General features: G+C 63.2%; 12 protein-coding genes. 7 read left to right on the top strand and 5 right to left on the bottom strand.

What is annotated here, in order from left to right:
- Positions 1-68: 68 nt before the first annotated feature.
- The 4 genes from J7548_RS03050 to J7548_RS03065 are packed head-to-tail and all read right to left on the bottom strand — an operon-like array spanning position 69 to position 3,774.
- Positions 69-779, bottom strand: coding sequence for an ABC transporter ATP-binding protein (locus J7548_RS03050; protein WP_290970141.1), 711 nt, complete (start codon positions 777-779; stop codon positions 69-71).
- Positions 772-1,530: an ABC transporter ATP-binding protein gene (locus J7548_RS03055; protein ID WP_290970145.1), complete on the bottom strand. Its 759-nt coding sequence runs from the start codon at positions 1,528-1,530 to the stop codon at positions 772-774. The genes J7548_RS03050 and J7548_RS03055 overlap by 8 nt, the downstream gene beginning before the upstream one ends.
- Positions 1,527-2,822, bottom strand: coding sequence for a branched-chain amino acid ABC transporter permease (locus J7548_RS03060; protein ID WP_290970148.1), 1,296 nt, complete (start codon positions 2,820-2,822; stop codon positions 1,527-1,529). The genes J7548_RS03055 and J7548_RS03060 overlap by 4 nt, the downstream gene beginning before the upstream one ends.
- Before the next feature lie 4 nt (positions 2,823-2,826).
- Positions 2,827-3,774 (bottom strand): branched-chain amino acid ABC transporter permease, encoded by a 948-nt coding sequence (locus tag J7548_RS03065; protein ID WP_290971595.1) that lies wholly within the window; start codon positions 3,772-3,774, stop codon positions 2,827-2,829.
- 155 nt (positions 3,775-3,929) lie between these two features.
- Here J7548_RS03065 and J7548_RS03070 point away from each other — a divergent pair, with 155 nt between their 5' ends.
- The 7 genes from J7548_RS03070 to J7548_RS03100 all read left to right on the top strand — a co-directional run bounded on the left by J7548_RS03070 (position 3,930) and on the right by J7548_RS03100 (position 9,654).
- Positions 3,930-5,417: a protein adenylyltransferase SelO gene (locus J7548_RS03070; RefSeq protein WP_290970151.1), complete on the top strand. Its 1,488-nt coding sequence runs from the start codon at positions 3,930-3,932 to the stop codon at positions 5,415-5,417.
- Between the two features lie 52 nt (positions 5,418-5,469).
- Positions 5,470-5,865, top strand: coding sequence for a peptide-methionine (R)-S-oxide reductase MsrB (gene msrB, locus J7548_RS03075; RefSeq protein ID WP_290970154.1), 396 nt, complete (start codon positions 5,470-5,472; stop codon positions 5,863-5,865).
- Positions 5,866-5,910: 45 nt separating this feature from the next.
- The gene (locus tag J7548_RS03080) at positions 5,911-6,531 is read left to right on the top strand and encodes a septation protein A (RefSeq protein ID WP_290970156.1); all 621 of its coding nucleotides are present in this window, start codon (positions 5,911-5,913) and stop codon (positions 6,529-6,531) included.
- On the top strand, positions 6,528-6,812 hold the full coding sequence (locus J7548_RS03085; RefSeq protein WP_290970159.1) for a BolA family protein: 285 nt from the start codon (positions 6,528-6,530) through the stop codon (positions 6,810-6,812). The genes J7548_RS03080 and J7548_RS03085 overlap by 4 nt, the downstream gene beginning before the upstream one ends.
- Positions 6,813-6,893: 81 nt before the next feature.
- Positions 6,894-7,670: a peptidyl-prolyl cis-trans isomerase gene (locus J7548_RS03090; RefSeq protein WP_290970161.1), complete on the top strand. Its 777-nt coding sequence runs from the start codon at positions 6,894-6,896 to the stop codon at positions 7,668-7,670.
- 276 nt (positions 7,671-7,946) lie between these two features.
- Positions 7,947-8,276 (top strand): hypothetical protein, encoded by a 330-nt coding sequence (locus J7548_RS03095; protein ID WP_290970163.1) that lies wholly within the window; start codon positions 7,947-7,949, stop codon positions 8,274-8,276.
- Positions 8,277-8,553: 277 nt separating this feature from the next.
- Complete coding sequence (locus J7548_RS03100; RefSeq protein ID WP_290970166.1) at positions 8,554-9,654, top strand: porin; 1,101 nt, start codon at positions 8,554-8,556, stop codon at positions 9,652-9,654.
- A gap of 145 nt (positions 9,655-9,799) precedes the next feature.
- Here J7548_RS03100 and purL read toward each other — a convergent pair whose 3' ends face one another.
- A complete protein-coding gene (gene purL / locus J7548_RS03105; RefSeq protein ID WP_290970169.1) occupies positions 9,800-13,825 on the bottom strand; it encodes a phosphoribosylformylglycinamidine synthase in 4,026 nt (1,341 codons plus the stop codon).
- Positions 13,826-14,129: the final 304 nt, after the last annotated feature.

The following is a 14,129-nucleotide window of genomic DNA, read 5'->3' on the forward strand; positions in this document are numbered from 1 at the left end:
CGATTATGCGCACGTCCCGGCCGGCCTGCCATCGGCGGCATCCGAGAAAAACGCTTATTTGCGCAATGTCAGACCGACAGCCAGTCGCACAGCACCCTGTCATCGTCCAGCAATTGCGCCGGCGTGCCGTGGAATACCACCTCGCCGCGCCCCATCACGTAGACGCGCTGGGAAATATCCAGCGCGATGGTTTGCCGCTGTTCGATCAGCAGCACCGCCACGCCGCGCTCGCGCAACTGCCGCAGGTAGCCGGCCACCTGCTCCACCATCTGCGGCGCCAGGCCTTCGGTCGGCTCGTCGATCAGGATCAGGCGGGGATTGCCCATCAGCGCGCGCGCCAGCGACAGCATCTGCTGCTCGCCGCCGGACAGCGCACCGGCCGCCACCGTGCGCCGCTTGTGCAGCGACGGGAACATGGCGTACATGTCGTCGAAGCGCCAGCCATTGGCCGGCTGCTTGCCGCTTTTCTGGCCCAGCAGCAGGTTCTGTTCCACTGTCAATGTCGGGAAGACGTCGCGGCTTTCCGGGACATAGGCGATGCCGCGACGGGCTATTTCATAGGTCGGCAACGCGCCGATATCGGCGCCGCCGAAGCGTACGCTGCCTTCGCTGCGCACCAGTCCTACCAGAGCCTTGAGCAAGGTCGAACGGCCCGCGCCGTTGCGCCCCAGCACGCTGACGATCTCGCCCGCGCCGACTTCCAGGTTGACGCCGTTCAGCACATGGCTCTGGCCGTACCAGGCGTGCAGGCCTGCGACTTCCAGCAAGCGGCTATGCATGTCGGCTCCGGTTCAGGTAAAGGCGCTGCACCTCGGGATTGGCGCGGATGTTTTGCGTGCTGTCGCAGGCGATCACGCGGCCGTTGTCCATCACCGCGATGCGGTCGGCCAAGTTGAACACCACCTCCATGTCGTGCTCCACCATCAGCAGGGTCTTGCCGACGCTGACTTCGCGGATCAGCGCCACCATCGCCTCGGCTTCGGCACGGCTCATGCCGGCGGTCGGTTCGTCCAGCAGGATCACCGATGCATCGGCGGCGATGGTCACCGCCACTTCCAGCGCGCGCTGGTCGGCATAGCTGAGTTCGCCGGCGGGCACATGGGCGCGTGCCTGCAAGCCGACCTGTTTCAGTACCGCCGCGGCGCGCTCGGCGGCATCGCGCAAGCGGCCGATGCGGCGCCAGAAGGCATAGCGGTAGCCGAGTTTCCACAGCACCGCGCAGCGCACGTTTTCAAAGGCCGACAGGCGCGGGAACAGGCTCGATATCTGGAAACTGCGCGCCAGGCCTATGCGGTTGATCTGCTGCGGGGCCAGGCGCGTGATGTCGGCGCCGTGCAGCAGGATGCGGCCGGCATCGGCGCGGTAACGCCCCGAGACCAGGTTGAACAGGCTGGACTTGCCGGCGCCGTTGGGGCCGATCAGGGCGCAGCGTTCGCCGACGCGCAATTGCAGGTCGACGCCGCCGATGACTTCAGCGCCGTCAAAGGCCTTGCGCACGCCGCGCAATTCGAGCGCATGGATGCCACTCATGCCGCCTCCCGCCGTTGCGCCTGTTCGGACAATTCCACCCTCTTCCATGCGGCGCTCCAGCTTGCCGCCCACGACCTGCGCAAGCAGGCAATCGCGCCGACGCCGGCAACCGCCAGGACGACGGCCAGCAGCCAGGCCGATACTGAATGCACGTCGATACTGAATCCGAACAACACCACCGGCGCCACGCCGCTGCCGGTATCGGCCAGGCTGCCCAGGCTCAGTTGGTAAAGCATTTCAGTGCCGAGAACAATGCCCGCCAGTGCCAGCAAACCGGACAATGCCAGCGCCGCCAGCAAGCGCACCAAGGCGGCATTCAGTGCCCTTGCCCGCACCACGCGAACGAGGTTGTCCACCAGCTTGGCCAGCCCGCCGGGCAAGGCCATCACGACCAGAATGAAGAACGCGCCAAGGTAGAACTGCCAGGCCTGGGTATAAGCCGACAACAGCGAAGCGAACAGCACGCCGACCACGCCGCCGATGATGGGGCCGTAGAAGAAACCGGCGCCGCCGATGAAGGTGAACAGCAGAATGGAACCGGAACGCAGCGCGCCCACGTATTCGGCGCTGACGATCTCGAAATTGATGGCCGACAGCCCGCCGGAGATGCCGGCGAAGAAGGCCGACAAGATCAGCGCAAGATAGCGCACGCGCTGCGGATCGTAACCGATGAAGGCGGCGCGCTCGGGATTGTCGCGCACGGCATTGAGGATGCGGCCCAGCGGCGTGTGCTTCAGGGCATGGATGGCGACGGCGCACACCAGCAGCCAGCCGGCGATCAGGTAGTAGACCTGCAGTTGCGGGCCGTAGCTGATGCCCATGACCGGCTCGCCCACCACCCGGTTGCTGGAAATGCCGCCCTCGCCGCCGAACAGGTCGGGGAACATCAGCGCGCCGGCCGAGACCAGCTCCACCAGCCCCAGCGTGATCATCGCAAAGGTGGTGCCTGCGCGGCGCGTGGTCAGGTAGCCGAAGACGATGCCGCACAGCGCGCCGACCAGGCCGCCGGCCAGCGGCACCAGCGTGATCGGGAAATGGATACTGCCGTCGCCGATGCGGTTCATCAGGTGGATCGCGCCGAACGCGCCCAGCCCCGAATACACCGCGTGGCCGAAGGACAGCATGCCGCCCTCGCCCAGCAGCATGTTGTACGAGAGGCAAAGCAGCACCATGGTGCCCATCTGCGACAGCAGCGACAACGCCGCGCTTTGCGGAAACGCCAACGGCGCGGCCAGCAGCGCCAGCGTGAAGCACAGCCAGGGGAGCAAGGAACGCAAAGAACGATGCATCATCGCATCACCCTTCCCGCTTGCCCATCAGGCCCTTGGGGCGCACCACCAGCATCGCCACCAGCAGCAGGTACGGCAGGATAGGCGCGACCTGTGCCAGTGTCAGCCGCAGCACCGGCGCCAACGGGCCGGAAGATGGGATGTTCAGGCCCAGCGTACCCAGCAATCCGGCCAGCGAATAGTCGAGCGCGACGGCGAAGGTCTGCATCATGCCGATCAGGATGGAGGTAATGAAGGCGCCGGCCAGCGAACCCAGCCCGCCCACCACCACCACCACGAAAATGATGCTGCCCACCGCCGCCGCCATGCCCGGCTCGGTGACGAAGGCATTGCCGCCGATCACCCCGGCCAGCGCCGCCAGCGCGCAGCCGCCGCCGAACACCAGCATGAACACGCGCGGCACGTTATGGCCGAGCGCTTCGGCCATCTGCGGATGGGTCAGCGCGGCCTGGATGGTCAGGCCGATGCGGGTATGGCGCAGCAGCAGCCAGATGGCCAGCAGCATGACCCCGGCCACCAGCAGCATGAAGCCGCGATAGACCGGGAACGAGGTCGAATACAGCGTGAAAAGCGTGCCGTCCAGCCCAGGCGGAATGCGGTAAGGCACAGGAGAACGGCCCCACACCAGTTGCACCAGTTCCACCACCAGGTAGGACAGGCCGAACGTAAACAGCAGCTCCGGCACATGGCCGTAGCGGTGCACGATGCGCAAGCCGTAATGCTCGACCAGCGCGCCGGCCAGGCCGACCAGCAGCGGCGCGATGAACAGCGCCGGCCAGAAGCCCAGTACGCCGGAGATCGAATAGGCCACGTAGGCGCCCAGCATGTAGAAGCTGGCATGGGCGAAGTTGGGCACGCCCATCATGCTGTAGGTCAGCGTCAGCCCGGAGGACAGCATGAACAGCAAGAAGCCGTAGCCCAAACCGTTCAGGAAAGTGATCAGTGCGAATTCCAAGGGTGCCCACAAAAAATTGCCCTCCCGCAATCGCGGCAGAGCCCAAAAGTAGCGCGATCCTATGGGATTAGCGGTTCTCTGTCAAAATGATGGATTGCGTGCGGACGCACTCGCAGCGGGCTTGCGATCGGCGCCGACAGCTCCATTTACCTGCCATGACCATCACTTCAGACGCCACGGCCGCCTTGCCGTCCTTCGGCAACCGCTTCGCCGACTTGCCGCCGGCCTTTTACACGCGCCTGCAGCCTACCCCGCTGCCCGCCCCTTACCTGGTCGGTTTCAGCGACGAGGCGGCCGCCACCATCGGCATGAGCCGCGCCATGCTGGACGATCCCGCCTTCCTGGACGTATTCACCGGCAACCGCATCGCCGACGGCTCGCTGCCGCTGGCGGCGGTGTATTCGGGACACCAGTTCGGCGTGTGGGCCGGGCAACTGGGCGACGGCCGCGCGATCTCGCTGGGCGACCTGCCCGCCGCCGACGGCCAGGGCCGCATCGAACTGCAATTGAAAGGCGCCGGCCAGACGCCCTATTCACGCATGGGCGACGGCCGCGCCGTGCTGCGTTCGTCGATCCGCGAATTCCTGTGTTCCGAAGCCATGGCCGCGCTGGGCATCCCGACCACGCGCGCGCTGGTGGTGACCGGCTCCGACCAGCGCGTCATGCGCGAGACCGTCGAAACCGCCGCCGTGGTCACGCGCATGGCGCCCAGTTTCATCCGCTTCGGCTCATTCGAGCATTGGTACTACAACCAGCGCTTCGACGAGCTCAAGGTGCTGGCCGATGCCGTGCTGGAACAGTTCTATCCCGAATTGCTGCAGCAGGAAAACCCCTACAAGGCGCTGCTGACGGAAGTCACCCGCCGCACCGCCGAGCTGATGGCGCAATGGCAGGCGGTCGGCTTCATGCATGGCGTGATGAACACCGACAACATGTCGATCCTCGGCCTGACGCTGGATTACGGCCCGTTCGGCTTCATGGAAGCATTCGACGCGCGCCACATCTGCAACCATACCGACCAGCAGGGCCGCTATTCCTACCAGATGCAGCCGCGCATCGGCCAATGGAACTGCTTCGCGCTGGGCCAGGCCATGCTGCCGCTGATCGGCAGCGTGGAAGATACCGAGGCCGCGCTGGCCGGTTATGAAGCGGTATTCGAAGCCAAACAGGAAGCGCTGCTGCACGCCAAGCTGGGCCTTGCGACCTTCCAGCCCGACGACGACAAGCTGATCGACGCGATGTTCGCCATCCTGCAGAACAGCCATGTCGATTTCACGCTGTTCTTCCGCCGCCTGGGCGAATTGCAGATCGGCAATCCGGCCGGCGACGAGCCGTTGCGCGACCTCATCATCGACCGCCCCGCCTTCGACGCCTGGGCCGCGCAATACCGCCAGCGCCTGCGCGCCGAAAACAGCGACGATGCAAGCCGCCGGCTTGCAATGCATGCGGTCAACCCCAAATACGTGCTGCGCAATTACCTGGCCCAGGTCGCCATCGACCGCGCCCTGCAAAAGGATTTCTCCGAAGTGGAAAAGCTGCAGGCCATCCTGCGCCGCCCCTTCGACGAACAGCCCGAGCATGAAAAGTACGCAGATCTGCCGCCCGACTGGGCCAGCCACCTGGAAGTAAGCTGCTCATCTTGAAAACCATTACACTTCCGGCAACGTTATCGCATCAGCATTACAGGAGCCCGACATGACCAAGCGCGTAGAAAAGACCGAAGCCCAATGGCGCGAGCAGCTCGATCCGCTCGAATACCAGGTGACCCGCGAAGCCGCCACCGAGCGCGCCTTCACCGGCCGCTACTGGGACCATCACGAGGCCGGCACCTATACCTGCGTCTGCTGCGGCACGCCGCTGTTCACCTCGGACACCAAATTCGACTCCGGCTGCGGCTGGCCGAGCTACTTCGAACCGATCGACTCGGCCAACGTGCGCGAAAAAATCGACCGCAGTTATGGCATGATTCGCACCGAGATCATCTGCAACGTCTGCGACGCCCACCTGGGCCATGTCTTTCCTGACGGCCCGCCGCCGACCGGACTGCGCTACTGCATCAATTCGGCGTCGCTGCGTTTCGATCCGGCCTGACGCCGTCTCCCTTTCATTCCTTATCTTCGTAAAGACGTCCGCACAATGAAGTTCCTGTTCGACCTGTTCCCCATCATCCTGTTTTTCGGCGTCTTCAAGTGGGCCGAAGGCCATCCCTCGGCCGCGCAGGAACTGGTGATGCAATACCTGGGCGGCGCCATGTCCAGCGGCGCGGTCACCGCGGCGCAAGCGCCCATCCTGCTGTCGACGGCGGTGGCGATCGTCGCCTCGCTGGCGCAGATCGCCTGGCTGCTGCTGCGCCGGCGCAAGGTGGACGGCATGCTGTGGGTGTCGCTGGCGATCATCGTCGTCTTCGGCGGCGCCACCATCTACTTCCGCGACGACACCTTCATCAAGTGGAAGCCGACCATCCTGTACTGGTGCTTCGGCGTGGCGCTGCTGTTCTCGCAGCTGTTCCTGAAAAAGAACCTGATCCGCACCATGATGGAAAAGCAGGTCAGCCTGCCGGAACCCGTCTGGCCTCGCCTGAACCTGGCCTGGATCCTGTTTTTCGCGGCCATGGGCGCGCTCAACCTGTACATTGCCTTCAACTACCCGCTCGATACCTGGGTCAACTTCAAGATGTTTGGCAGCATGGGGCTGATGTTCGTGTTCATCATCGGCCAGAGCCTGTTCCTGTCGAAGTACATGAAAGACGCCGAATGAGCGCCGCCGATACCCGCCCGGAACGCATCCGCGAACGTTTGCTTGCAACTTTCTCGCCCACCCAGTGTCTGGTCGAGGACGAGTCCGCCCTGCATGCCGGTCATGCGGGCGCTGCCTCGGGCGGCGGCCATTACAGGGTCCGCCTCGTCTCCAACTTGTTTGAAGGTAAAAATAGGGTCAACCGCCATCGGCTGGTGTATGATTGCCTGTCCGACCTGATGCAGCAAGAGATCCACGCGTTGGCCATCGTGGCGCTCACCCCATCAGAGGCAAACGACTGAAATCAAGAACAAAGAACAGACGCCCCTCTTCCTGTTTTCATCTCCATTTTGATTCACTCCTTTCTTTCCTAGGATTCAACAATGACATTTAAACCCGCTCGTCTGCTGGTTCTGCTGTTTGCAATCGCTTCGATCCCGGCTTTCGCCCAAAACCTGGCAGTCGTGAACGGCAAGGCCATTCCCTCCTCCCGCGCCGACCTGATGGTCAAGCAGATGACCGCCCAGGGCCAGCCCGACAGCCCGCAACTGCGCGGCGCCATCAAGGAAGAGCTGATCAACCGCGAAATCCTGATGCAGGAAGCCGACAAGCAGGGCCTGTCCACCAGCCAGGACGTCAAGAACCAGCTGGAACTGGCGCGCCAGTCCATCGTCATCCGCGCCCTGATCTCCGACTACCTGAAGAAGAACCCGGTGTCGGACGCCGATATCAAGGCTGAATACGACAAGTTCAAGGCCCAGGCCGGCGACAAGGAATACCACCCCCGCCACATCCTGGTGGACAAGGAAGAAGACGCCAAGGCCATCATCGCCAAGCTGAAGGCCGGCACCAAGTTCGAAGACCTGGCCAAGCAATCGAAGGACACCGGCTCGGCTGCCAACGGCGGCGACCTGGACTGGGCCTCCCCGGCCTCCTTCGTCAAGCCGTTCTCCGACGCCATGGTCGCGCTGAAGAAGGGTGAAGTCACCCCGACCCCGGTGCAGACCCAGTTCGGCTGGCACGTGATCAAGCTGGAAGACGTGCGCCCGGCCAAGGTTCCGACGCTGGACGAAGTCAAGCCGCAAATCGCCGAAGCCCTGCAACAGAAGAAGCTGCAGGCTTACCAGGACGAACTGCGCAAGAAAGCCAAGGTGCAGTAATTGCCTTGCGTTGCGGCGGCCATGAGTGGCTGCCGCATTACTCGCTGTGCATTCAATCGACATACCCGGCCAAGGCTTCCTTGCCGGGTATGTTGCTTTACAGGCATGGCTTATCGCCCATCCTGCTGAACGGCGGTGTTCTTTCCCAAGCCCCTCCAAGGGGTCTCCTCAAGCGTTGGATCGCAAATCTGCGAGATTTTGGCTTTATCGACAGCCAATGGAATCACCCGGGGAAATCGGGCTCACATCATTTACCTTGAGCCTCCGGACCTCGCCATGCCGCATTCCCTGCTCTCCGCCGAATTCCTGCTGCCGCTGGCAAGCGCCGCCGTCCTCTTCGTCTGCCTCGTATTCACCAGCATCCAGGGATGGCGCTCGGCCCGGCCTCGCTGGTACTGGCATGGCCTTAGCCTGCTATTGTGCGCAGGTATCCTGATTGCCGTGTATGCGGCCGAATCCAGCGACACTCCCGAGATGCCACCGCTTTTTTCCATCGCCATCTGGATGCTGATGGCCGGTATGATCGCAGCCATTGCATCGGCGTTTTGCCTGTTGACCAGACGTTTTCTTGAGTACCGTACCAGGCAGCGGGAAACCTCTCAGTAGATGCCTCTTCAAGAAAAATCACTTCCATTTATTTTTTAAATTTAAATAATTTATTTGTAAATAATTATAAAAATAAAATTATTCAACCTCACTTCAATCATTTCACCAATAAGCATTCTGCTATTCTTCGATCCTGCCCCCATAGGGGCACGGTCGTTCGTTCACCAAGCATTGACAGCAAAAAGAACGGCGGCAAAAAGGGCGTTTCGGGGGGAGGCACATAAGGTCGCTCCGCGGCGCCGATCATTACAACATCGTGGTTTCAGGAGAGACACCAATGAAAAAAAGTTCCTTGCTTCTGCTCGCAGCGGGCTTGACCAGCGCCGGTGCGGCATTTGCCCAGACGAACGTGACCATTTACGGCATCGTCGATACCAGCATTCGCTATCTCAGCAATGACAATAGCCAAGGCAACAGCAACTTCCGCATGGACAACGGCGCCATCGCCAACAGCCGCATCGGCTTCAAGGGCACCGAAGATCTGGGCGGCGGCCTGAAAGCCATGTTCCAACTGGAAAACGGCTTCTCCAGCGACACGGGTGCAATGAGCCAGGCCAATACCATTTTCAACCGCCAGTCGTGGGTTGGCCTGCAAGGCGGCTTCGGCAAGGTCCGCGTTGGTCGCCTGAACACCCCTCTGTTCGACCTGCTGGCCGACCACTTCGATCCGCTGACCGTGGGCAACTACGAAACCAACTCGTGGCTGCCGGCCGCCGCAAGCCTGGTCCGCAACAGCAACATGATCCGCTATGACAACGACTTCGGCCCGGTGTCGGCAGCAGTCAGCTATGCCTTCGGTGAAGTCGCTGGTTCGACCCGCAGCAAGAGCCAGTTCAGCAGCGCCCTGCGCTACACTGCTGGCGCCTTTGCGGTTGGCGGTGGCTTCCAGCAAACCAATGACGACAGCCAAAACAAGGATACTGTCTACAACCTGTCGGCCTCCTACGATTTCGGCACGACCAAGCTGTTTGGCGGCTACTTCAACATCAAGGATGCGACCGGTACAAGCACCAACTATATGGCTGCCAATGGCTGGGCTTCCAATGTTACCGGCGGTGGTCTGGCCGGTGTCCAACGCAAGGATAATGGCTACTTCCTGGGTGCTAGCTATAAGGCAACCAACGCCCTGACCCTGACCGGCGCGTTCTACTACGACAAGAGCCAAAATGTGGCGTACAAGAATCTGGGTAATGTCGGCGATGGTCGTCGTTACACGCTGGCGGGTTGGGCCGAGTATGCGCTGTCCAAGCGTACCCAGATCTATACCACGATCGACTACAACAAGGCCAAGGATGCTGCCACGTATGAGATCACCGATTCTGCAACAGGCAAAAACAATCTGACCACCGTCGGCGTCGGTATCCGCCACATTTTCTAATCCAGCCTGAATCGCGCCGCATGCCCCACAAAGGCTGCGGTGCAAGACAACTGGCATCAGAAAGCAAAAAGCGCAGTTCCAGGAGGAACTGCGCTTTTTTATTGCCGCTATCGCTTGAACGGCCCGCCAAGCGGGCCAGCCCAAATTACCCCACCCACTTGCGCGCGTTACGGAACATGCGCATCCACGGCGAATCCTCGCCCCAGGTATCCGGATGCCACGACTGCGTGACGGTACGGAACACGCGCTCGGCATGCGGCATCAGCACGGTGAAGCGGCCGTCCGGCGTGGTCACCGACGTAATGCCCTGCGGCGAACCGTTCGGGTTGTACGGATAAGCCTCGGTCACGGCGCCCTTGTTGTCGATGTAGCGCATGGCCACGATGGCCTTGGTGATGTCGCCGGTCTGCGAGAAGTCGGCGAAGCCTTCGCCGTGAGCGGTGGCGATCGGCGCCTGGGTGCCGGCCATGCCTTGCATGAAGATGGACGGCGAATCGGCCACTTCCACGTTCACGAAACGCGCCTCGAACTGCTCCGATTTGTTGCGGGTGAATTTGGGCCAGGCTTCCGCGCCCGGGATCATCGACTTCAGGTTGCTCATCATCTGGCAGCCGTTGCAGATGCCCAGCGAGAAGGTGTCGCCGCGCTGGAAGAAGCGCGAGAACTGCTCGGCCAGTTGCGCGTTGAACAGGATGGTCTTGGCCCAGCCCTCACCCGCGCCCAGCACGTCGCCGTAGGAGAAGCCGCCGACCGCGATGAAGCCCTTGAAGTCGTCCAGCTTGGCGCGGTTGGCGATCAGGTCGCTCATGTGCACGTCGACCGCGGTGAAGCCGGCCTTGTGCATGGCGAAGGCGGTCTCGATGTGCGAGTTCACGCCCTGCTCGCGCAGGATCGCCACCTTGGGACGGGCGGCGGCGCCGATATTGAGGAACGGCGCGGCGATGTCTTCCTGCGGATCGAAGGTCAGCTTCGGGCTGATGCCGGGGTCGGCCGCGTCCAGGATGCGGTCGTATTCGGCGTCGGCGCAGGCCGGGTTGTCGCGCAGGCGGGCGATGCGCCAGCTGGTTTCGCTCCAGGCGCGCTGCAGCTCGATGCGGGGCTGGCTGTAGATATTCTTGGCGTCACGCAGGAATTCCACCACGTCGCGCTCGTTGAGCTTGCCGATGATGTGGCTGCAGGCGCCCAGGTTGAAGCTGCGCAGCACGTTCATCACGTCCGACTTCTCTTCGGCGCGCACCTGGATCACCGCGCCCAGCTCTTCGTTGAACAGCGCGCGCAGCGTCAGTTCATTGCGGCGCTCGGCCACTTGCGTGGTCCAGTTCTTGGAATCGCCCCAGTCGGCCGCATGCTCGCCTTCCATGGTCAGGATGTCGAGGTTGACCGAGATGCCGGTATGGCCGGCGAAGGACATTTCCGCCAGCGTGGCGAACAGGCCGCCGTCGGAACGGTCGTGGTAGGCCAGCAGCTTGCCGTCGGCATTCAGTTGCTGGATGGCGTTGAAGAAGCCCTTCAGGTCTTCGGCGCTGTCCACGTCCGGGGTTTCGTTGCCGATCTGCTGCATGACCTGGGTCAGCGCCGAGGCGCCCATGCGATTCTTGCCGCGGCCCAGGTCGATGGCGATCAGCACTGTGTCGCCCTGGTCCTTGCGCAGTTGCGGCGTCAGCACGCGGCGCACGTCGGTCACCGGCGCGAAGCCGGACACGATCAGCGACACCGGCGAAGTCACCGACTTGGCGCCCGTTTCGTCCTTCCAGGTGCTGCGCATGGACAACGAATCCTTGCCCACCGGGATCGACACGCCCAACGCCGGGCACAGTTCCATGCCCACCGCCTTGACGGTATCGAACAGCGCGGCGTCCTGGCCCGGCTGGCCACAGGCCGCCATCCAGTTGGCCGACAGCTTGATGTCGCCGATTTCAGCGATCGGCGCGGCGGCGATGTTGGTGATCGTCTCGCCCACGGCCATGCGGCCCGATGCGGCGGCGTCGATCACGGCCAGCGGCGTGCGCTCGCCCATCGCCATCGCTTCGCCGCGATAGCCTTCCAGCCCCATCGCGGTCACCGCGACGTCGGCCACTGGCACCTGCCACGGGCCGACCATCTGGTCGCGCACGGTCATCGCGCCCACGCTGCGGTCGCCGATGGTGATCAGGAAGGACTTGTCGGCCACGGCCGGCAGGCGCAGCACGCGGTGCGACACTTCCACCAGGTCCATGCCGGTCAGGTCGACCGCCGGCAGAGTCTTCTCAACGTGCTTGACGTCGCGGTGCATCTTGGGCGGCTTGCCCAGCAGCACGTCCATCGGCATGTCGACCGGGCTGTTGTCGTGCTCGGGGTCGATCACCTTCAACTGGCGCTCTTCGGTGGCGGTGCCGACCACGGCGAACGGCGAACGCTCGCGCTCGCACAGGTACTTGAACAGTTCCAGATGCTCGGGCGCGATGGCCAGCACATAGCGTTCCTGGGATTCGTTGCTCCAGATTTCCTTGGGCGCCAAACCGGATTCTTCCAGCGGCACTTTACGCAGGTCGAACAGCGCGCCGCGCTTGGCGTCGTTGGTGATTTCCGGGAAGGCGTTGGACAGGCCGCCGGCGCCGACGTCGTGGATCGACAGGATCGGGTTTTCGTCGCCCAGCGCCCAGCAGGCGTTGATGACTTCCTGCGCGCGCCGTTCCATTTCCGGGTTGCCGCGCTGCACCGAGTCGAAGTCCAGGTCGGCGGTATTGACGCCGGTGGCCATCGACGAGGCGGCGCCGCCGCCCATGCCGATGCGCATGCCGGGGCCGCCCAGTTGGATCAGCAGGCTGCCCACCGGCAGGTCGTTCTTCTTGGTGTGCTTGGCCGAGATGTTGCCCATGCCGCCGGCGATCATGATCGGTTTGTGGTAGCCCATCACCTCGCCGCCCACGTTCTGCTCGTAGGTGCGAAAGTAGCCGCCCAGGTTGGGACGGCCGAATTCGTTGTTGAACGCGGCGCCGCCCAGCGGGCCGTCGATCATGATCTGCAGCGGCGAGGCGATGCGCTCGGGCTTGCCGTAGATGCCGCCGTCGGCGCGCACATCGCGCGCAGCCACCGGCTGCGCCACGTCGCGCGCGTTTTCCCACGGCTGCACCGCGTGCGTGACCATCAGGTTGGACACGGTGAAACCGGTCAAACCGGCCTTGGGCTTGGCGCCGCGGCCGGTCGCGCCCTCGTCGCGGATTTCGCCGCCGGCGCCGGTGGAGGCGCCCGGGAACGGCGAGATCGCGGTCGGGTGGTTGTGGGTCTCCACCTTCATCAGGATGTGGGTCAGTTCTTCCGACGCCTCATAGACGTTGCCCTTGACCGCTCCGCGCTGGTAGAAACGCGGCACGGTGGCGCCCTCGATCACCGACGAGTTGTCGCTGTAGGCCACCACCGTGCCCTTGGGGTTCAACTGGTGGGTGTTCTTGATCATGCCGAACAGCGACTTGTCCTGCGCCACGCCGTCGATGGTCCAGTCGGCGTTGAAGATCTTGTGGCGGCAGTGTTCGCTGTTGGCCTGGGCGAACATCATCAGTTCGACGTCGGTCGGGTTGCGCTGCACGCGGGTGAAGGCTTCCACCAGGTAATCGATTTCGTCGTCCGACAGGGCCAGGCCCAGTTCGGTATTGGCGCGCTCCAGGGCCGCCTTGCCGCCGCCGATCACATCCACCGATTCCAGCGGCTTGGCCTGCAGTTCGGTGAACAGGCCGGCCGCTTCGTCCGGATGGCGCAGCACGGTTTCGGTCATGCGGTCATGCAGCAGCGCCGCCACGGCCGGGATGCTGGCGTCGGCCAGCTTCTTGGCGCCGCCCAGCAGGCCGCTCTTGACCTGCACGTGGTAGATCACGCCGCGCTCGACGCGGTGGATATGGGCCATGCCGCAGTTGTGGACGATATCGGTGGCCTTGCTGGCCCAGGGCGAGATCGTGCCGAAACGGGGGATCACGACGAAGGCATCGCCCTCATCGCTGCCGTTGAATGGGTCGCCGTAGGTCAGCAGGCCGTTCAGGCGCGCCTCGTCTTCCTTGGTCAGGGCGCCAGCGGCATCGACAAAGTGCAGGAAACGGCCGGAAACGCCGGTGATGGCGGGATCGACAGCTTGCAATTGGGACAGGAGGCGTTGGGTGCGGAAAGCGGAAAGGGCATTGGAGCCCGGCAGAATCAGCATGGCGAGGTCGAGGCAGTTGGCTTGGATCGGGAAAACTGGTGCTGGTGCGGCTTGTGGCCGACCCGTGGATCGTGCGCGCGTTTGTCGCGCGTTTGTCCGTTTGTCAGCAAAGACCGAATTATACAGTGGACAAGGGTATTGAGCCCACCGAAAGCGGGTACCTGCGGGCATCGGCGCTGTCATCGATACTTCCCGCCCGTGCGTTGACCCCAACAGCACCCGCAGTTCCTGGAATCAATCAAACGCGTCGCCCTTGAGGGGAAACCTGCATGACATTTCGACAATATCTGAGCGGCAACAGCAT

It is taken from the genome of Herbaspirillum sp., from assembly GCF_017744395.1.
Taxonomy (GTDB): Bacteria; Pseudomonadota; Gammaproteobacteria; order Burkholderiales; family Burkholderiaceae_D; genus Herbaspirillum.